Genomic DNA, 19,627 nt, shown 5'->3' with positions numbered 1-19,627 from the left:
GGCTGCTCAGTCTCCTTTCACTGTCTTCTTCCGCGTCTTCCTCCGCCGCCTGCGTCCGGCACGGACGCGGTGCGGCGGTTGGTCGTGGTGCGGACACAGCGCGGTCGCCTCGCCGACGTCGACGGTGGGGGACGTCGCGCTGATCTCGGTGACCCGGTCGCGGCTCATCGGGCCACCACCCGCAGGGTGCGCAGCTCCGGGTCCGAGGGGTCCGGCACGTACATGCCGTGCTCCACACCGGACTTGAGGTACTCCATCACCGCCCGGTTGATCCGCTCGCCCGGGCAGACGACCGGTACGCCCGGCGGATAGGGGCTCGCGGGCTCCGCGGCGATCCGGCCCACGGCGTCCTCCAGCGGCACCTGGTCCACCGGGCCGAAGAAGGCGTCGCGGGGAAGCATCACTCCCTCCAGCTCCAGCTCGTCCGGTTCGGGCAGCCGGATGGGCGGCGGTGACGGCAGCGAGTCGCGCCTTTTCACGAGTTCCGTCAGGGCGTCGAGCAGGGCCCCACAGCTCTCCTCCGTGTCGGCGTGGGTCAGTTGGGCGACCACGCGCCGGTGGTCGCCGAGCCCGAGGTCGACCCGGTGGTGTTCGCGCAGCCACTCGACGGCCGCGTAGCCGCTCGCGCCGAGTCCGGACACATCGATGACGACCATCAGCGGGTCGTACGCGAACGCCCGCCCCGCACCGACGAGTTCGGCGCCGCCGAGCGGATCGAGCCCGGGAAGCACGGCCACCTCCTCGCGTACCCGGCCCGCCAACGTCAGTGCCCGGTCGAGGAGTTGACGGCCGCGCTCCACCATCTGCCGCCGCCAGCCGTCCAGCGCCGCCCACATCAGGACCGACGGGCTGGTGGTGTTGAGCAGATCGCCGCGGAGCCTGAGCACGGCCGGATCGACCAGGTCGCCGCGCAGATGGAACACCGAGCCCTGCTCCAGGCCCGCGCCCATCTTGTGCACCGACGTCACACACAGGTCGGCGCCCGCGTCCATCGCCCAACTCGGCAGGGCCTCGTGGAACGGCAGATGCGCGCCCCACGCCTCGTCGACGATCAGCGGCCGGCCGCGCGCGTGGCACACCTCGGCGATCCCGGCGATGTCCGCGCACGTGCCGTACGCCGTGGGCGTGACGAGCAGCATGCCCTTCGCGTCGGGCGCCCGCTCGAAGGCCTCGGCGACCTCCGCCGGGCCCGGCGGATGCGACAGATGGTGTTCGGCGTCCCAGCGCGGACGCACCCACACGGGTTCGATACCGGCCAGGATCACGCCCGCGATCACCGACTTGTGGGCGTTGCGCGTGACGAGCAGCCGCTCGCCGGGCCCGGCGACCGCGAGCATCGACGCCTTCACCGACAGGGAACTACCGCAGGTCGAGAAGTACGCCCGGTCCGCGTCCACCGCGTCCGCCATCAGCTCCTCGGCCCGCTCCAGGACCCGGCCCGACATCCGCCGGTCGTCCAGCCCGTTGAGGGCGAGCACGTCCGACGCGAACACATCGGGGCCGAGCGTCAGCGCGACCCGAGCATCGACACCCGTACCGCCCTTGTGACCGGGCGGCGAGAACGGGCGGCGGCCGGAGCGCCGGTAGTGCTCCAGGGCCTCCAGAACGGGGGTACGGGAGTGGTCGGGCTGCTGTTCCGTGGTCTCCGTGTCGTCGTTCATGGTCTCCGTGTCGTCGCTGTCCGGGCGTCGGCCGGGGCCGCGCCCGGTCCGGCGCGTCAGGTCGGTGAACGGTGTCCGGTCCGGCGTGTCAGATCGGGGACCGCGCCCGGTTCGGCGTGTCAGGTTGGTGACCGGTGTGCGGTCCGGTGTGTCGGCCCGGGACCGTCCCCGGTCCGGTGTGCCAGGCCGGGGCCGTGTCCGGTCCGGCGTCCCAGGCCGGGGGCCGCGCCCGGTCCGGCGTGTCAGGTCGGGGTCGTGCCCGGCCAGGTGTCCGGGTCGGCCCGGCTGATGTCGGCGAGCGCCGACTCCGGGTCCTGCGAGAGAGCCAGGTCGCCGAGGCTGACCATGCCCACCGGGTGCCCGTCCTCCATGACGGGGAGCCGGCGTATCGCGTGGCCGCGCATCAGCTCCACGGCGGCGGACACCGCGTCGTCCGGGCCGATCACGACCGGATTCGGGGTGCAGACGGCCTGGGCGCTCACCGTCAGCGGGTCGGCGCCGTCGGCGACGGCACGCAGGGTGATGTCGCGGTCGGTGAGGACCCCGATGACCTGCCCCTCCGCCGCGACGAGGACATCGCCGATGTCCTGGGCCCGCATCAGCTGCGCCGCCTCGACGAGCGAGGCGTCCGGACGGACCGCCACCACACCTGGCGTCATGACTTCTCTCACGAACTCGGCCATGGCTCTCTGAGCCTTTCGTCGCTCCGCCCCGGCTGCGGGGGCCCGCCCACGTCGGCGTGACGATGCCCGCAGTACCCGCGAGCAGAGGGCCTATGTGTCCCGTTCGTGTGCGGATTCCGTGTCCTCGGCCGGGGGCCGCCCGGCGCCGCCCGCGGTTTCGTCCTGGGCGTGGACGACCGCCTCCGCGAGCTGGTGCACCGAGTCGTAGCGCGCCTTCCGGGGCAGCAGCTCCAGGGGCTCCACGAGCCCGTCCGGGGCGTGCCGGCCCCGCAGCACGCGGATCAGCTCGGCGGGGCCCGCCGGGAACGACGTACGGCCCAGGACCCGGGCCAGCTCCAGTTGCAGCGCCTCCACCCGGGCGGGCGCACGGCTCGGCGTCACCGGCCCGTACGTCACCTCCGGGTCGTCCTCGGCGTACGGCTCCGGGTCGTGCCATTCCTCCGTTCGTGTGGGATGCCCCGAACGGAGCAGTCCCTGCAGTTCCTGCTTCATCTCGTCGTCGCGGTGCACGTTCAGCCGGTTGCTGCCTCGCTGCATGACTCCCCTCCAGATCGTCGGTGGCCCCCCGCGTACCCGAAGACCCGGCCTCGACACGGATGCCGTGCGGTGTTCCGCCGGTCGTTCCGCCGGTTCCGTTTGCCGCCCGGGTTTGCCCGTCCGCGCAGGGGAGACCCGGCGAGACACCCCCCACCGAACATTCCCCGGGGAAGGACCGGACTCATGGCGGCTGTCGCTGTGATCATTCCGCTGTTGATGCTCGGCGTCGTTCTGGCGCTGGGCCGCTACGAGGAGATGGTGCTGCCACCCGTCGAGGAGACCGACCGGCCGGAACGGGCCGTGCCGATCCGCTGAACGGGTGAGGACGAGGCCGCGCCCGGTGTCCAGGGCCACCGGGCGCGATTCCCGTCCGTATCCCGCCCGCGCGGCGCCTACTTCCTGTCCTTGCCCTTCTCCTTGTGGCCCGGCAGGAACTCCTGCATCTTCGCCTTGAAGCCCTGCTTGACCACCGACGCCCGGTCGGCGTCACCCTTGAGGAGCGAGGCGGCCGTGGCCTCCATCTGCTCCCAGGTGGCGTGCGGCGGGATCGGCGGTACGGCCGGATCGGTGAGGAACTCGACGACCGCGGGGCCGTCCGCCGCGAGGGCCGCCCGCCAGCCCGGCTCGACGTCCTCGGGCTTCTCGACCCGGATGCCGGTCAGGCCGAGCGAGCGCGCGAAGGCGGCGTACTGGACGTCCGGCAGCTCCTGCGACGGCAGGAAGGAGGGCTCGCCGCCCATCGCCCGCAGCTCCCACGTCACCTGGTTCAGGTCGTGGTTGTTCCAGACGGCCACCACCAGCCGCGGATCCTCCCAGCGATCCTTGTACTTGGCCGCGGTGATCAGCTCCGCCATGCCGTTCATCTGCATCGCGCCGTCCCCGACCAGGGCGATCGCCGGCCGGTCCGGATGGGCGAACTTCGCGCCGATCGCGTACGGCACCCCGCAGCCCATCGTCGCCAGCGTGCCCGACAGCGACCCCCGCATGCCGTCCCGCATGGTGATGTGCCGCGCGTACCAGTTCGCAGCCGAACCCGAGTCCGAGGAGATCATCGCGTCGTCCGGCAGCAGCGGGTCGAGGGCGTGGGCCACGAGCTCCGGGTTGATCGGGTCGGCCGACAGCTCCGCCCGCCGCGCCGTCACCTCGCGCCAGCGCGCCACGGCCGCGCACACCTCGTCGTACCACTCGCGGCCCCGCTCCGGATCGATCAGCGGGATCAGCCGCTCCAGCGTCGCCTTGGCGTCCCCGACCAGGTTCACCTCGTACGGGTAGCGCATCCCGACCATGTGCGGGTCGATGTCGATCTGCACGGCCCGCGCCTTGCCGTACTCCGGCAGGAACTGCGAGTACGGGAAGGAGGAGCCGATGGTCAGCAGTGTGTCGCAGTCGCGCATCAGCTCGTACGAGGGGCGGGTCCCCAGCAGGCCGATCGACCCGGTGACGTACGGCAGTTCGTCGCTCAGCGCGTCCTTGCCGAGGAGCGCCTTGGCGACGCCCGCGCCGAGCAGCTCGGCGATCCGCTCGACCTCGGCGCGGGCCCCGGCGGCACCCTGGCCGATGAGGATGGCGACCTTGTCCCCGGCGTTCAGGATCTCGGCGGCCCGCTCGACCGACTCCGTCGAGGGCACCGCCGTCCACGCGCTTCGGCCCAGGCTGGAGGGGACCATCTTGAACTCGTGGGTCGGCGCCGAGTAGTCCAGTTCCTGCACGTCACCGGGGATGATGACGGCCGTCGGTGCCCGGCGGGCGTACGCGGTGCGGATCGCCCGGTCGAGGACGTTCGGCAGCTGCTCGGGCACGGTCACCGTCTCGACGAAGTCCGACGCCACGTCCTTGAACAGCGTGTGCAGGTCGACCTCCTGCTGGTACGAGCCGCCCATCGCGCTGCGGTGCGTCTGCCCGACGATCGCGAGCACCGGCACATGGTCCAGCTTGGCGTCGTACAGGCCGTTGAGCAGGTGGATCGCCCCCGGCCCCGAGGTCGCCGCGCACACGCCGAGCCGGCCGGAGAACTTGGCGTAGCCGACCGCCTGGAACGCGGACATCTCCTCATGCCGCGACTGGATGAACCGCGGCCGGTCCTCGGCCCGCCCCCAGGCCGCGAGCAGACCGTTGATGCCGTCGCCCGGGTACCCGAATACGTGTTCGACTTTCCACTCGCGCAGCCGCTGCAAGATGTGATCCGCGACCGTGGTGCTCATACTGGACCTCCCGGGGTGTTTTCGCCCGAGTCACCCCGCGGCGAGAGGAAAAACCTGCGTGTGTTTGCCCCGCGTGCTCCGGGGCAGGCGCAGTGCAGTGCTTCGGACAGGAGGCACGTCCGTGGAAGAGGCGATGTGTCCATCACGGGTGTGCCATCCCCTGTGCACGTCCGCGCCCCCACGGTGACCGTCCATCCCAGCACCATCAAGGGAGTTGCGACGCACCATGCGTACTCAGGCAAACGCGAAGCACCACCCTCACGACGACGCCCCCGACACCGCGGAGGCGTTCCGGAAGCTGGCCACGCTCCCCCCGGGCCAGCAGCGGGACACTCTGCGTGAACAGATCATCGAAGCGTGGCTGCCCATGGCCGAACGGCTCGCGGGACGCTTCCGCAGCCGCGGCGAGAGCTACGAGGACCTGCGCCAGGTCGCCTCGCTCGGCCTGGTCAAGGCCGTCGACCGGTACGACCCCGAGCGCGGCAACGCCTTCGAGAGCTATGCGGTACCCACCGTCACCGGTGAGATCAAGCGGCACTTCCGGGACCACATGTGGACCCTGCACGTGCCGCGCCGGGTCCAGGACCTGCGCAACCGGGTGCGGTTCGCCAGCCAGGACCTGTCCCAGACGATCTCCGGCCGGCGGCCCACCGTCGCGGAGATCGCGGAATACGCGAACATGAGCGAGGAGGACGTCCAGGTCGGCCTGGAGGCGCTGGAGAGCTTCACGGCGCTGTCACTGGACGCGGAACTGCCCGGGAGTGAGGACGGGTACTCGCTCAGCGACGCGCTGGGGGAGCCCGACCCCGCGCTCGACACGGTGGTGGACCGCGAGGCCGTGAAGCCTCGGCTGGCCGCGCTGCCGGAGCGGGAGCGGGCCATTCTGTACATGCGGTTCTTCGGGGACATGACGCAGAGCCGGATCGCGGAGCAACTGGGGATCTCCCAGATGCATGTGTCGCGGTTGATCAGCCGGTGCTGTGATCGGCTGCGGGATCAAGTGATGCGGGATGTCGCGTAGAGCCGTGGAGCGCGGGGCTGTGTGCGGATGCCGGTTTGTTGTGGCTGGTCGCGCCCACGCGGCGGAGCCGCACATGGACACAGTCCCGCGCCCCTCATGGGGCGCTGCCCCACGGGTCGCGTTCCATGGCCAGGGCGATGTGGCGGGACATGGTGTCCATCGCCTGGGCCTCGGCCATCGAGAAGGCCAGGCGGGCTCCTGAGCGGAAGAGGGTCAGGACGGCTTTGATGCGACCGTTCGGGGCCGGTAGGGGGACGGTCAGGAGAGAGGTCACGTTCGCTCTCACCAGGACCGGGGCGCCGGAGCTGTCGTGGCCGAAGGCGTCGGGGTCGGCGGGGCGGATCTGCAGGGCCGGGGAACCGCCTCGCGCGGCGTCGACGACGAGGGGGCAGGTGGCGGGGTTCTGGGCCTTCAGGAGCTTCGCCTCTCCCTCGGAGGGGGCCAGGACCGTCGTACGGGTGAGGCCGGGGCTCGCCGTGTCGGCGATCACCCAGTCGGCGAAGCGGCCGTGCAGGACGTGCGCCGCCCGGTCGAGGGCCGCCCCGGCGGGTGCGGTGAGCAGGGCCGTGGTCATGGCGTCCACGAGGTCCATGAGGGCCGCGTGGCGCGTGGTCTCGGTGAGGTTGGGCAGGGGGCGGCGGGGCTCGACGGTGGGCATCCCGTCGCCCGCCGGCTGCAGGACGACGAGGACCGTGTTGCGCGGCTCGCTGCTCGGACGCAACGCGGTGAGCGTGGCGCGCACCGGTAGCGAGGGGCGCTGCTGGAGGTGGACGTTGAGGCTGCGGTCGCCCTCGCCCCGGGCCACGGCCGCCGCCTGGGAACGGAACGCCGCCCGGTCGGCGTGGACGAGGAACCCGCTGAGCGGACGGCCCGTCGCATAGCCGGACCGTACGCCCGTGAAGGCGGTCGCGGCCTGGTTGAGGCGACGCACCACGGTCTCCCGGTCCACCAACACCACGGGCAGGGGCAGGCATTGGAAGACGGCCTTCAGTAACTGGTGTTCCTGGGCGGCGGACGAGGCACCGCCGGAGGGGCCCGACGTGGTGAGCCGTTCGTACCAGGGCCACAACCGGTCGGCGACATGGTCGAGTTCGAAGATCGCCGCGTCCAGCACGGTCGGGAGATCGCCGGTCGGCACCGAGCGGGCGGCCTTGAGCTCCGCGACACGGCGGACGAAATCCGCGAGTTCCTCACCGAATTCGTCCGTCTGCGTCATGCGACGAACCTAACGCCTGAAGGGCGCCCGGGGGACGGCCGGATCGAAAGCGGGACGACTCGTTTTCCGCGCAGGTGAGCGGGAAGGCGACCGGAAGAGGAGGCGTGCACTATGCCGGAAACCGAACACCTCGGCCTTCTGGGCAGGGAATCACCGGAATCGACGCATCCGGGCAGGAGGCTCTCCGAACTCGTCGAACAGGCCGCGCGCTGCACCCACGACTGCTGCGGTGCCAGCAGTGTGGCCTCCGACCGCGGCACCGAACGCTCCGCCGCGGTCACCCACCCGGACCTCGCCGGACTGGTCTCCGTCCAACTGCGCTCGGGCGACGGGCCGATCCCGGCTTCGCTGGAGCGTGGTGAACCCGTCGACTCCGCCGATCTGCTGCGGGAGGAACGCTGGCCGGAGTACCGGGCCGTGGCCCTCGACGCGGGCGTACGCTCCAGCGTCACGCTCCCCTTCCGCCGCTCGGGCCTCACCGTGACCCTCAGCCTCTACAGCTTCCGCCCCCACACCCTGGGCGACGCTCCCCACGGCCCCGCCCGCGCCCTCGGCGACCTCGCCGCGACCTGCATCGTCCGCGACCGTTCCTACCGGGACGCACTCACCGAACTCGGCCAACTCGGCACCGCCCTGCGCACCCGCCCCGTCGTCGACCAGGCCTGCGGCATGGTCATGCACATCCTCGGTTGCGACGCCGACACCGCGTTCACGGTCCTCCGCCGTATCTCCCAGGGCACCAACCGCAAGCTCTCGGACGTGGCATCAGCGGTGGTGGAGAAGAGGGGCAGGGGTTTGGACCGAGAACTGGTCTCACTTTCCAACTGAGTCGAGCCGGGCGCCCCGAAGGGGCGCGGGGCTGTGTCCATGTGCGGCTCCGCCGCGTGGGCGCGACCAGCCACGACTCACCCGCAGCCCGCAACGGACCAGGCACACCAACGGCGCTCAACGGCTCAACCCAGCGGAGCGCAAGGTCACCCGGTCGGCCGCCCCACGTCCCGCGAATGGTGCCCGGCGGCGCGCGCCCCGCCGGGCTCGGCGCTCTGATGGACGCGGGGCACGGCGGTCGTGCCCCGCCCGCCGGAGCCGGCCGAAGGAGCCCCACCCATGCGCCGCATAGCCCGTGTCCTGTCCGCCACTGCCCTGACCGGTGCCGTCCTGGGCGCCGCCGCCCCGGCCGCGTACGCCGACTCGGCGGCCGAAGCGAGCCCGCAGACCGCCGATCCGGGCGGCACGCTCACGATCTCCGTCGCCTGCGACCCGACCGACGGCCCCGCCCCCGAATCCATCGACGCCAGCTCGCAGGCCTTCGAACAGGGCACCGTCACACTGCAACGCCTCCCCGGCGACGACGACTCCGCGGCCGGTCCTTCCTACGAGGGAACCGCCACGATCGCGCCCGCCGCGGACTTGGAGATCGACCCCGACGCGTCGGACTCCCCCTCCGAGTGGGGCGTCGACGGCACCTGCCCGACGGCCCCCGGCGGCGAGGCCGAACAGTGGAGCGCCGCCTTCGATGTCTCCCACGGCGACAAAGAGCAGGACCCCGCACACGAGCCGATGCAGCAGCCGACCCATGAGTCCGACCACCAGCCGACCCACGGGTCCGACCACCAGGCCACCCACGAGTCCGACCACCAGCCTGCCCATGAGCCCGACCACCAGGCCACCCACCAGCCCACCCATCACTCCACGCACCACCCCGCGCCGGTCCAGCGCGGCGTCCACGCGGGCGGCGGCGGTGCCTTCACCGACTCCGTCCCGGCCCTCGTCGCCGGCGGCCTCCTCGTCGCGGGCGCACTCGGAGCCGCAGTGCACCGACTCCACCGCCGGAGCCGGTGGACGCCATGAGCGGCCTTGAAGCACTGACCGGCCCGAACCACTACCGGCCCGAACCACTACCGGCCCGAACCACTACCGGCCCGAACCACTACCGGCCGGAACCGTGACCGGCCCGACCTCCGGACCAGCCCGAGTGTCTGACCGTCCGGAATCATGACCACTCGGCACCATGATCGGCCGGAGTCGCGGACGGTCGCCCACCGCCGTGCGTCACCTCTGTGACCTGCGCAACCCGTACGGGTGCCCATGGGGCGCGTGAGCCTGGGTACTGACAGGCCGAGGGTGTGCACGGCGCCTCCCGTGGCACAGCGCGTGCCACAACGGGGCACACCCGTCGCGTGACGGAGCACCATCGACATCCCGGAGCGCGAAGCGCCGAACGAGGCACCACGACTGCGCGGAGGCACATATGCGGCGGACGGATCCGGAAGGGCACGGCCCAGTCCGCTTCGGCCCGCCCCTTCCCGCCCAGGGGCTGCCCCTCCTGCCGGAACTGGCGGCCGTGCTCTCCGCCGCCGCGGGCCACCCCCACGCCGTACCCCCGGGCGGCTCACCCGCGCTCCTGGACGCCGCCTGCGGCTACTGGGACCGGCGCGGGCTGCCCACCGAGCGGGACAGGGCTGTGGCCGCCCCCGGCGCCCCCGCCCTGCTCCTCGCGCTGACCGCCGCGATCGGCGGCGACGTCCTGCTCCCACGGCCCTGTGCCGCCTGGTGGGAACCCCAGGCGCGGGCGTTGGGCAGATCCGTGTTCCACGTGGCCACGCCCGCCGAATGCGGGGGCGTGCCGGACCCGTACGCGCTGCTGGAGACCGTGCGCAGGATCCGGGCCGAGGGCGGCGACCCTCGGCTGCTCGTGCTGTGCGTCGCGGACGATCCGACCGCCACCGTCGCCCCGCCCGAACTGGTGCACGAGACCATGGAGGCGGCCATGGGGGAGGGGCTGCACCTGGTCAGCGACGAGACCTGGCGCGACACCCTGCACGATCCGCACGACACCGTGCTGCTCAGTCCTGCCGAGATGCTGCCCGACCGGGTCACCGTCGTCACCGACCTCGCCGGACCCTTCCTGCCGCCCGGCTGGCCCGCCGCCATCGCCCGTTTCCCGGCCGACGGGGACGGTACGGGCCTGCGCGACCGGGTCCTCGACGTGCTCACCGCGCTCGGCGCCCGGGTCGCCACCCCGGTCGCCGCGGCCGCCGCGTACGCCCTCGACGAGCCCGCCGCCGTCAGCGAACGGCTCGCCATCGCCGTACGCCTGCACGCGCGCGTCGCCGCCGCCGCGCACCGGGCCGTGGTGACCGCCGGGGCGCTCGCGCTGCCTCCGCGCGCCGGGCGTCATCTGTACGCCGACCTGGCCCCGCTGCGCTCGGCTCTCGCCACGCGAGGTGTCGGTGACGCCCAGGAGGCGGAGGACTTCCTCACCGCCCGGCTCGGGATGCCCGCGCCGGGCGGCCACCGGTTCGGGGACGACCTCGGGGAGCTGCGCGTCCGGCTGTCCACCGATCCGTTCCTCGGCACCACCGACGCGGAACGGGCGGAGGTCCTCGCCGCGCCGGATCCCCTGGAACTACCTCATGTGGAACGCGCGTTGACCCTTTTCGGAGCGGCTTTCGAGGATCTTCGATGACGAGGGTTCTCCGGCCGACGAGCCCCGACCAGTTCCTCCCCGGCCAGTTCCTCCGCGACGAATTCCTCCCCGGCCAGTTCCTCCGCGACGAGTTTCTCCCTGACGTCAGTGACCACGACCCCCAGCGACCCCTGGCCGCCTTCAGCGACGACGATCCTTCCTGACGAAGCTCAGCGACGGGAGCCTCCTCGATGACGCAGCAGTCCGAGTCGACCACCTCGGCGACCACCTCCGCGACGACCACTGAGGACACCGACGATCCGGCGTCCATGTCACCGTCCATGTCACCCTTCGCCCGCCCCCTCACGCCCCCGCCGCTCGCCGAGCCCCGCCCGCTCGGCGAGCGCCGCCGCTGGCCTCGCTCCTTCGCCGACCGGCTCACCACCCCCCTGCCCGGCCTGAAGGCCTTCGCCCGCTTCGCCCGCGAGGGCTCGGTCCGGCCGGGGGCCGAGGGGCTCGTCGACATCCCGCGACTGCCGTACGAGCCAGGCCCGCTGCCTCGCGTCGACACGCGTACCGTCGCCGTCTCCTGGGCGGGGCACGCGAGTTGGGTGGTGCGGATCGGCGGGCTCACCGTCCTCACCGACCCCGTCTGGTCCCGCCGGATCCTCGGCACCCCCGCGCGGATCACCCCCGTCGGCATCGCCTGGGAGGCGCTGCCCCGCGTGGACGCGGTCGTCATCAGCCACAACCACTACGACCACCTGGACGCCCCCACCCTGGCCAGACTCCCGCGCGACACCCCGGTCTTCGTGCCCGCCGGACTCGGCCCCTGGTTCCGGCGGCGCCGGTTCCGCCGGGTCACCGAGCTGGACTGGTGGGAGGCCGCCGAACTCGACGGCGTCCGCTTCGACTTCGTCCCGGCCCACCACTGGTCCAAGCGCACCCTCACCGACACCTGCCGCTCACTGTGGGGCGGCTGGGTCCTCACGGCACCCGACGGCCATCGCCTCTACTTCGCCGGGGACACCGGCTACGGCCACTGGTTCTCCCTCATCGGCCGCCGCTACCCCGACATCGACCTGGCCCTCCTCCCCATCGGCGCCTACGACCCCCGCTGGTGGCTCAGCGACGTCCACTGCGACCCGGAGGAGGCGGTACGCGCCTTCCAGGACCTGCGCGCCCACCGCATGGTCCCCATGCACTGGGCGACGTTCGTCCTCTCGGCGGAACCGGTACTGGAACCGCTGACGCGAGTACGGGCGGCCTGGAAGGCGGCGGGCCTACCACGAGAGGATCTATGGGACCTGCCGATCGGCGCATCACGAGTGCTCGACTGAGACCGCCGGGGCACCCCCGCGCCCTTCAGGGGCGCGGGGAACTGCGCGACCAGCCACAACGAACCCGCAGCCCGCAACGCACCACAAGCCTCGAGCTCTCACCGGTTCTCAGCGACCCACCCGTCGCCACACACTCGGCACCACACTGATCAGCAACGTCAACACAACCGCCGCCAAAACCCCTTCCCACGGCTCCGCGAACAACGACCCACCCACAATGCCGATCAACTGATACGTCACGGCCCACGCGAGGCACGCCGGCAGATTCCCCCGCGCGAACCGCCGCAACGGCATCTTCGCCAGCAGACACGCCAGCATCACCGGAATCCGCCCGGCCGGCATCAGCCGCGACAGCACCAGCACGGTCACCCCGTGGTCGTCGAGCTTCGCCTGGGCCTGGGTCAGCCGGTCCTCCTGCGCCCGGCGCCGAATCGCCTCCAGCCAGCGGGAACCGTTCTTCGAGCCCATCCCACGCCGCCCCAGCCAGTACAGCGCGACATCCCCGAGGAACGCGGCCACCGAAGCCACCACGAACACCAGCAGCAGCGCGAACGGCGCCGTCTGATGGAACGCCACCACGGCCGCCGAACTGACCAGCGCCCCCGTCGGCACCACCGGCACCAGCGCCCCGACGAGCACCAGCAGGAACAGCGTCGGATAGCCGATCGCCTGCTGCGTGGACTCGTGCGGCAGAGGGCTGCTCACGGCGGCCAGGACGATCACCGGGTGTCCTCCACGACCTCTGCCGGCCGTCGTCTCATCGCGCCACCCCCGGCCGTACGCTTTCCCCGTGCCCGAGCCGGTGCACGGCCACCTCGGGGGCGCGTGCGGCGGCGAGGCGGACGAACTCCTCGCCGGGGGCGTGGAATTCATGGGGGCGCACGGCGTCCATGCCGATCGGCCAGTACGTGCCGTAGTGCACCGGCACCGCGCTCCGGGGCGCAAGCAGCGCAAGCGCCTCCGCCGCGCGCCCCGGGTCCAGATGGCCCTCGCCGAGGTACGGTCCCCAGCCGCCGACCGGCAGCAGCGCCACGTCGACCGGCCCGACCTCCTTGGCCATCGACTCGAACAGCCCGGTGTCCCCGGCGAAGTACGTCCGCGCGTCACCCTCGATCACAAAGCCGAGCGCGGGCGAACGATGCGGCCCGACCGGCAGTCGCCGCCCGTCGTGCCGCGCGGGCACCGTACGTACGACCAGGTCACCGACCCTGATCTCGTCCCCGGGCGCCACCTCGCACAGCCGCAGATGCGTCAGCCTGCGCAGCCGCGGCACCTGGCGCGCCGCGCCCTTCGGCACCACCAGCCGCGTACCCGGGGCGAGCCGGGCCAGCGAGGGGACGTGCAGATGGTCGGCGTGCAGATGCGACACCAGTGCGACATCCGCGACCGCCGCCTCCGGTGGGGGAGGCGCACCCCGGCGCCTGCGCAGATGCGCGAGCCGGCGCGTGAAGAGGGGGTCGGTGAGCACCCGCGTGCCCGAGTCCTCCACGGTGCAGGTCGCATGACCCCACCAGGTGATCTCCACCGGCACTCCGTTCGCCTCCTTCGCGCTACTCCCCCGAGCGTACGTGCTGGAGTAGGGTCTGCGGCCTGGGTCTGAGGGGGACACCGTGGGAGACAAGGGAGACAAGAGTGGCGCCTACGGTACGGCGTGCCCGGACGCGGCTCGCGGCCGCGGTGGGGCGGCCCCGCGTGGCGCCGTCGTGCGGGTCGCGGCCATAGCGAGCCTGACGCCGTTGGAGGAGCTGGAGGCCGATCCCTTCCTGGTCGACTCCCGCAGCCAGCACGCCATGTGCGCCCGCTGGGCCGCCGAGCGCGGCTATGTGGTGACACGCGAGCTGCTCGTTCGCGGGCTGCGCCCCGACCACAGCGCCCTGTGGGCCGACGTCGACGCCGGCCTCGTCGACCTCTTCGTCGCCCCCAGCCGCCGCGTCCTCGAACGGGCCCTCGCCTCCGTCGACGACTTCACCGCCGAATGCGCCCGCCGCGGCATCCGCGTCGAAACCGTCGGCCACGCCGAACCCGCCTACGACGCCCAGATGAAGGCCAGCGTCCACCGCCGCCTCTCCATGCCGACAGCGGGCTACGACGGCCGCTGAGCGGGAGCGAGGGGACTGTTTCAAGCGCCGGGCGCCTGTGCGCCCCTTCAGGGGCGCGGGGAACTGCGCGACCAGCCCCATACGACCCGCAGTCCGCAACGCACAGCACGTCTCGAGCTCTTCCGGGGCCGTACTCCGCCTCTGCCTCCATGCCACCCGGAATGCCACCCCGGCGCCCCCACCCCCTATGACAGGCTGGGCCCAGGATCAGGACGGTAAAGGTGGCCGAACGTGGGCGGTGGTCGTTGGCGGAGCCTACTGCGCGGGATCTGGCGGATGCTGGCCGTATGGGCGGTGTCCACACTGACGCTGCTGGCGCTCGCGGGCGCGCTGCCCGACTTCCGACTGCAGTCCCGGACCGGCGAGAGCGCCACACAGATCGGGGTGACCGCGGCCCTCGGGGCCGGGGCGTTCGGCCTGCTGTCCTCGCTCGTGTGGCCGCTGCTGGTGCGCGCGTTGCTGCTCGTACCGGCCCTCGTTCTCGGCCTGCTCGTCTTCTTCCTCAACGGCTCGCTGCTCCTGGTCGCGCTGTGGATCAGCCCCTCCGGCCAGGGTGAGGCCGAGCCCGAGACCGCCGTGGTGGTCGCCGCGGTGATGTCCGCCGTCGCCTCCGCCACCGGCGGTGCCCTCGCCGTACGGGACGACGACGCGTACCGGCGCCGTCTGTACCGGCTGGCCGACCGCCGCCGCAGGCACGCCGAGGGCCGTCCGGGACCCGCCGGACCCGGCACCCTCTTCCTCCAACTCGACGGCGTCGGCCACGACGTGCTGGAGGCGGCGACGGAGAAGGGACTCATGCCGACCGTGGCCACCTGGCTGGGCCGTCCGCCGACCGGGACCACCCACCCCCGGCCCACCCACCGGCTCACGCCGTGGCGCACCGACTGGTCGAGCCAGACCGGCGCCAGCCAGCTCGGCATCCTGCACGGCAGCAACCACGACGTGCCGGCCTTCCGCTGGTACGAGAAGGATCGCCGGGAGGTGATGGTCTGCAACCGGCCCGCCAGCGCCGCCGAACTCCAGCGCCGGGCCATCGACCGCACCGGCGACGGCGGCCTGCTCACCGTCGACGGCGCCAGCCGCGGCAACCTCTTCAGCGGCGGCGCCGACCAGCTCGCGCTCGTCCTGTCGATCGCGGCCCGCCGGGGCAGGCGCAACCGGTCCCGCGCCGGGTACTTCGCCTACTTCTCCGACCCCGCCAACGCCGTCCGCACCGCCATGTCCTTCGTCGCCGACGTCGGGCGGGAGATCGGCCAGTCCACCCGCGCCAGGTTCGCCGAGCAGCGGCCCCGCGTCGCGCGCGGCGGCCTCTACCCCTTCATCCGCGCCTTCGCGACCGTCGTCGAACGCGATGTCGTCGTCTCCGCGGTGATCGGGGACATGTTCGCGGGCCGCGCGGCGATCTACGCGGACCTGGTGGCGTACGACGAGGTCGCCCACCACTCCGGCCCGCACAGCCGGGACGCCGCGAAGGTCCTCGAACGCCTCGACCGTTCCCTCGCGCTGATCGCCCAGGTCGCCGAACACGCCCCGCGCGCCTACCGGATCGTGCTCCTCTCCGACCACGGCCAGAGCCCCGGCGAGACCTTCCTCGGCCGCTACGGCCTCACCCTCGGCAACCTGGTCCGCGCCGGCTGCGGCCTGCCCGTACCGCGCCGCGCCCGGCGCACCCACAGCGGCGCCGAGGCACGGGCGGCCGTACGGGCCGCGCTGCGCATCCCCGTGGAGGAGGGCGTCGAGGAGTACCGGCCGACGCGCCGTTCCGAGCCGATCGTGCTCGCCTCCGGCAACCTCGGCCTCGTCTCCTTCCCGGACGTGCCGCACCGGATGAGCCGCGAGGAGATCGACGCCCGTCACCCGGCCCTGCTCTCCACGCTCGCCAACCACCCGGGCATCGGCTTCGTCCTCGTCCGCAGCGAGGAGCACGGCGGTCTCGTACTCGGCGCGCACGGCGCGGAGATCCCGGTCGACGAGCTGAGCGACGAACACCCGGGCCCACTCGCCGACTTCGGCCCCGGCGCCGCCGAAGCCGTACGCCGCACGCACGGCTTCCCGCACGTCGCCGACATCATGGTCAACTCCTGGTACGACCCGGCCGACGGCGAAGTCCTCGCCTTCGAGGAACAGATCGGCTCCCACGGCGGCCTGGGCGGCTGCCAGGCCCGCCCCTTCCTCATGTCTCCGCTGGCCCTGTCGGACCCGGCCGAGGACGACGAGGAACTGGTCGGCGCCGAGCAGATCCACCGCGTACTGAGGCGATGGCTCCGCGAGGCGAACGGCCCCCAAGTACCACTGGCCCACGACAGCGCGCCCCAAAGGGGCGCGGGGAACTGCGCGACCAGCCACGACGAACCCGCACCCGCCAACGACCAGAACCCGGCAGACGCATAGGCACCCGGCCCACGAATAATTCGGCTGCGCCCCGCAGAGAGCTCGCACACACTGTTCGCACCGGACGCCCCACACCGCGCGTCCACGCGAACACCCCCGGAGCCCACACTTTGCAGGCAGCCGCCACCGTCACCCCTTCCCGTCTCCCCGACCTCCTCCTGGGCCTCGCCACCGTGCGCCCCGTCTTCGTCTGGGGCGCCCCCGGCATAGGCAAGTCCTCCCTCGTGCGGGACTTCGCCGAGTCGCTGGGCCTGGAGTGCGTGAGCCTCCTCGGCACGCAGCTCGCGCCGGAGGACCTGATGGGCGTACCGCAGATCCGCGACGGTCGCTCGGTGTTCTGCCCGCCGGAGGCGATCGCCCGCGACGAGCCGTACTGCCTGTTCCTTGACGAGCTGAACGCGGCCACCCCGGATGTGCAGAAGGCCTTCTACTCGCTGATCCTGGACCGCCGTATCGGCGCCTACGAACTGCCGAAGGGTTCCATCGTCATCGGCGCCGGCAACCGCGCCACCGACAACGCCCTCGCCCGCCCCATCGCGTCCGCCCTCGTCAACCGCCTCACCCACGTCCACCTCGAGGCCTCGGCGAAGGACTGGCTGGCGTGGGCCGCGGGCAGCGGCATCCACCCCTGGATCCTGGACCACCTCACCGACCGCCCGGACCACCTGTGGTCCAAGCCGCCGAAGACCGAGGAGCCGTTCTCCACGCCCCGCTCCTGGCACATGCTCTCCGACGCGTTGCACTCCTTCGGGCGCGACCTCGACGAGGAGACCCTGAAGGTCCTCGCACACGGCACGCTGACGCCGGCGCACGCGGTCGCCTTCTGCGGCTACGTCAAGATCGTGCGCAGCCGGTTCGGCATCGAGGCGATCCTCAAGGGCGAGGCCGGCTGGCCCCACCGCCTGGAGGACCGCGACCTGCTGTACTACCTCGCCGACTCCTTCCGCGGCCGGCTGATCAAGGAACTGCCCGCGAGCAAGCAGCACATGTCGGTGAACGGGCGGCAGACCGCGTACCGCGCCAAGTCCCTGCTGGTGCAGCTCGCCGAGATCTCCGTCGAGGTCGCCCAGACCGTCATCGCCGGCGACCCCGACGGCAACCCCGTCCTGCCCGCCTGGTTCCTCGTCGAGGCCGCCCGGGACATGCCCCGGCTGGTGGAAGCGCGTCGATGAGCGCGGCCGGCGGCAAGGGGAAGGGCAAGGGCAAGAGCAAGGGGAACGGCAAGCGGAAGACTCAACGGGACCTCGCCGGTGAGGCGTTCGAGGCGGGGCTGGCGACGGTGCGGGCCAACTCCGCGCTGCGCGCGGTCCGTTTCAGCACCTGCCGCAAGGAGAAGTGCGATCTCGCGCCCCGCGACGGCCTCGTCCGCGTCGACTCCGAGGGCGTCCTGCACGCGCACCCCGACCGGCTCGCCACCCCCGAATCCTGGGCCTGGGCCATCGCCCACGCCGCCATCCACCTGGGCTTCGGGCACGTTCCGGCGGCCCAGGGCGTGCGCGAACAGCCCGACCGGTTCGACCTCGCCGCCCGCTGCGTCGCCGTCAACCGTTTCCTGCTCACGTTCCCCGTCGGTCTGACGCCCGAGAACCTGCCCGCCCGCTATCCGGACGGCGACGAGGAGCGCCTCGCCGCCCGCTGGCGCCGCGACGGGCTCCCGGCGGCGTACGAGCGCTGCGGCACGGCCGGCGGCGAGCCCGACCAGCTCCTGCTGTCCTGGCCCACATGGCAGGGACAGCCCCCGGACTGGCAGCTCGCCTTCGCGTACGCCCTCACCAGCACCATGTCCGCCGCGATGGACATGGCGGGCGGCCGCCGCGAGTCCCTCGACGACGAACCGGTCCGCAAGCGGCCCTGGGAGAAGGCGCTGAGCTGGTTCATCTCCTCCTACCCGCTGCTCGGCGGCATCGCGGCCGGCATCAGGATCGTCGCCGACGTCGAACTCGCCCACGCCCACGGCATCGCCATCGCGGCCGTCGACGCGGAGGCCGGCGAGATCTACATCAACCCGCTCCGGCAGTTCGAGGACGAGGAATGGCGGTTCATCCTCGCCCACGAGATGCTGCACGCCGCCCTGCGCCACGGCGACCGCTGCGGCACCCGCGACCCGTATCTCTTCAACGTCGCCGCCGACTACGTCATCAACGACTGGCTGCGCGAGATGCGGGTCGGCACCATGCCCGACGGGCTGCTGCACGACCCCGCGCTGGCCGGCCTGTCGGCCGAGGAGGTGTACGACCGGATCGTCGGCGACCTGCGCCGCATACGCCGGCTGTCCACCCCGCGCGGCAAGGGCGCCGGTGACATCCTCGGCGGCCCGCTCGGCTCACCCCGCGACTACGTGGACCTCGACGAGTTCTACCGCCGGGGCCTCGCCCGGGGGTTCGATCTGCACGAGCGGCAGGAGCGTGGTCTCCTGCCCGCCGGCCTGGTCGAGGAGATCCGCGCCCTCAGCCACCCGCCGCTGCCCTGGGACGCCCGACTCGCCCGCTGGTTCGACGAGTTCGTGCCCAGCCCACAGCCCGTACGGACCTACGCGCGCCCCTCGCGCCGTCAGTCGGCCACCCCCGACATCCCGCGCGCCGGACGGTATGTCCCGCCCGAGGAGATCGCCCGCTGCACCTTCGGCGTCGTCCTCGACACCTCCGGCTCCATGGACCGGGTACTGCTCGGCAAGGCGCTGGGCGCGATCGCCTCGTACGCCGCGGCCCGTGACGTACCGGCCGCCCGGGTCGTGTTCTGCGACGCGGCCCCGCACGACGCGGGTTTCCTGCCGGTCACCGAGATCGCCGGGCGCGTCCGCGTCCACGGGCGCGGCGGCACGGTGCTGCAACCGGGCATCGACCTGCTGCACCGGGCCGACGACTTCCCGCCCGGCGCGCCCGTCCTCGTCATCACGGACGGCTGGTGCGACGTGCTGCGCGTGCGGCGCGAGCACGCCTATCTCATTCCACAGGGTGCTCGCCTGCCGTTCACCGCGCGTGGGCCGGTGTTCAGGGTGAGATGAGCCTCGCACGCGCCGGAGTGTGATCGGATGGGGGTCACGGAACCCGGCAACGGGACCCCGGCATC

At 72.5% G+C, this 19,627-nt stretch carries 19 protein-coding genes; 11 read left to right on the top strand and 8 right to left on the bottom strand.

The window, feature by feature from the left end; translation table 11 throughout:
- Positions 1-6: 6 nt before the first annotated feature.
- From JIX56_RS06940 to JIX56_RS06925, 4 genes are all read right to left on the bottom strand, one after another.
- On the bottom strand, positions 7-168 hold the full coding sequence (locus JIX56_RS06940; protein ID WP_257537882.1) for a hypothetical protein: 162 nt from the start codon (positions 166-168) through the stop codon (positions 7-9).
- Positions 165-1,661 carry an aminotransferase class I/II-fold pyridoxal phosphate-dependent enzyme gene (locus tag JIX56_RS06935; RefSeq protein WP_257537881.1) on the bottom strand — a complete coding sequence of 499 codons (1,497 nt, stop codon included), beginning with the start codon at positions 1,659-1,661 and terminating at the stop codon, positions 165-167. Before JIX56_RS06935 ends, JIX56_RS06940 begins: the two co-directional genes overlap by 4 nt.
- Positions 1,662-1,903: 242 nt before the next feature.
- Entirely contained in the window at positions 1,904-2,344 is a 441-nt protein-coding gene (locus JIX56_RS06930; protein WP_257537880.1) for a CBS domain-containing protein, read from the bottom strand.
- Positions 2,345-2,434: 90 nt separating this feature from the next.
- Entirely contained in the window at positions 2,435-2,881 is a 447-nt protein-coding gene (locus JIX56_RS06925; RefSeq protein ID WP_257537879.1) for a DUF2795 domain-containing protein, read from the bottom strand.
- A gap of 183 nt (positions 2,882-3,064) precedes the next feature.
- Here JIX56_RS06925 and JIX56_RS06920 point away from each other — a divergent pair, with 183 nt between their 5' ends.
- Complete coding sequence (locus tag JIX56_RS06920; protein WP_257537878.1) at positions 3,065-3,196, top strand: hypothetical protein; 132 nt, start codon at positions 3,065-3,067, stop codon at positions 3,194-3,196.
- Positions 3,197-3,273: 77 nt separating this feature from the next.
- On the opposite strand, the gene JIX56_RS06915 is transcribed toward JIX56_RS06920, so the two are convergent.
- Positions 3,274-5,082 carry a thiamine pyrophosphate-requiring protein gene (locus JIX56_RS06915; protein WP_257537877.1) on the bottom strand — a complete coding sequence of 603 codons (1,809 nt, stop codon included), beginning with the start codon at positions 5,080-5,082 and terminating at the stop codon, positions 3,274-3,276.
- 226 nt (positions 5,083-5,308) lie between these two features.
- On the opposite strand from JIX56_RS06915, the gene JIX56_RS06910 reads away from it, so the two are divergent.
- The gene (locus JIX56_RS06910; RefSeq protein ID WP_257537876.1) at positions 5,309-6,103 is read left to right on the top strand and encodes an RNA polymerase sigma factor SigF; all 795 of its coding nucleotides are present in this window, start codon (positions 5,309-5,311) and stop codon (positions 6,101-6,103) included.
- Between the two features lie 94 nt (positions 6,104-6,197).
- Here JIX56_RS06910 and JIX56_RS06905 read toward each other — a convergent pair whose 3' ends face one another.
- Positions 6,198-7,319, bottom strand: coding sequence for a PAS domain-containing protein (locus JIX56_RS06905; RefSeq protein WP_257537875.1), 1,122 nt, complete (start codon positions 7,317-7,319; stop codon positions 6,198-6,200).
- Positions 7,320-7,430: 111 nt separating this feature from the next.
- On the opposite strand from JIX56_RS06905, the gene JIX56_RS06900 reads away from it, so the two are divergent.
- The 5 genes from JIX56_RS06900 (at position 7,431) to JIX56_RS06880 (ending at position 12,068) form a co-directional block, all read left to right on the top strand.
- A complete protein-coding gene (locus JIX56_RS06900) occupies positions 7,431-8,147 on the top strand; it encodes an ANTAR domain-containing response regulator (protein WP_257537874.1) in 717 nt (238 codons plus the stop codon).
- Between the two features lie 279 nt (positions 8,148-8,426).
- Positions 8,427-9,170, top strand: a complete 744-nt coding sequence (locus tag JIX56_RS06895; RefSeq protein WP_257537873.1) for a hypothetical protein — start codon at positions 8,427-8,429, stop codon at positions 9,168-9,170.
- A gap of 400 nt (positions 9,171-9,570) precedes the next feature.
- Positions 9,571-10,788, top strand: a complete 1,218-nt coding sequence (locus tag JIX56_RS06890) for an aminotransferase class I/II-fold pyridoxal phosphate-dependent enzyme (protein ID WP_257537872.1) — start codon at positions 9,571-9,573, stop codon at positions 10,786-10,788.
- Positions 10,785-10,952 carry a hypothetical protein gene (locus tag JIX56_RS06885; RefSeq protein WP_257537871.1) on the top strand — a complete coding sequence of 56 codons (168 nt, stop codon included), beginning with the start codon at positions 10,785-10,787 and terminating at the stop codon, positions 10,950-10,952. Before JIX56_RS06890 ends, JIX56_RS06885 begins: the two co-directional genes overlap by 4 nt.
- A 27-nt stretch (positions 10,953-10,979) precedes the next feature.
- Entirely contained in the window at positions 10,980-12,068 is a 1,089-nt protein-coding gene (locus tag JIX56_RS06880) for an MBL fold metallo-hydrolase (protein ID WP_257537870.1), read from the top strand.
- Between the two features lie 108 nt (positions 12,069-12,176).
- Here the strand turns inward: JIX56_RS06880 and JIX56_RS06875 are convergent, their stop codons facing one another.
- Both JIX56_RS06875 and JIX56_RS06870 read right to left on the bottom strand, forming a co-directional pair.
- Entirely contained in the window at positions 12,177-12,791 is a 615-nt protein-coding gene (locus tag JIX56_RS06875; protein ID WP_257537869.1) for a DedA family protein, read from the bottom strand.
- A gap of 34 nt (positions 12,792-12,825) precedes the next feature.
- On the bottom strand, positions 12,826-13,599 hold the full coding sequence (locus tag JIX56_RS06870) for an MBL fold metallo-hydrolase (protein ID WP_257537868.1): 774 nt from the start codon (positions 13,597-13,599) through the stop codon (positions 12,826-12,828).
- A gap of 79 nt (positions 13,600-13,678) precedes the next feature.
- Here JIX56_RS06870 and JIX56_RS06865 point away from each other — a divergent pair, with 79 nt between their 5' ends.
- From JIX56_RS06865 to JIX56_RS06850, 4 genes are all read left to right on the top strand, one after another.
- Entirely contained in the window at positions 13,679-14,167 is a 489-nt protein-coding gene (locus tag JIX56_RS06865) for a hypothetical protein (protein ID WP_257537867.1), read from the top strand.
- Between the two features lie 276 nt (positions 14,168-14,443).
- Positions 14,444-16,558: an alkaline phosphatase family protein gene (locus JIX56_RS06860; protein ID WP_257550767.1), complete on the top strand. Its 2,115-nt coding sequence runs from the start codon at positions 14,444-14,446 to the stop codon at positions 16,556-16,558.
- A 110-nt stretch (positions 16,559-16,668) separates the two neighbouring features.
- Positions 16,669-17,730 (top strand): ATP-binding protein, encoded by a 1,062-nt coding sequence (locus JIX56_RS06855; protein WP_257537866.1) that lies wholly within the window; start codon positions 16,669-16,671, stop codon positions 17,728-17,730.
- On the top strand, positions 17,727-19,562 hold the full coding sequence (locus JIX56_RS06850; protein ID WP_257537865.1) for a vWA domain-containing protein: 1,836 nt from the start codon (positions 17,727-17,729) through the stop codon (positions 19,560-19,562). Before JIX56_RS06855 ends, JIX56_RS06850 begins: the two co-directional genes overlap by 4 nt.
- Positions 19,563-19,627: the final 65 nt, after the last annotated feature.

The sequence above is a fragment of the Streptomyces sp. CA-210063 genome, from assembly GCF_024612015.1.
Classification (GTDB): Bacteria; Actinomycetota; Actinomycetes; order Streptomycetales; family Streptomycetaceae; genus Streptomyces.
The sequence above is the reverse complement of the archived record's forward strand: the minus strand, read 5'-3'. Positions and strand labels throughout refer to the sequence as shown.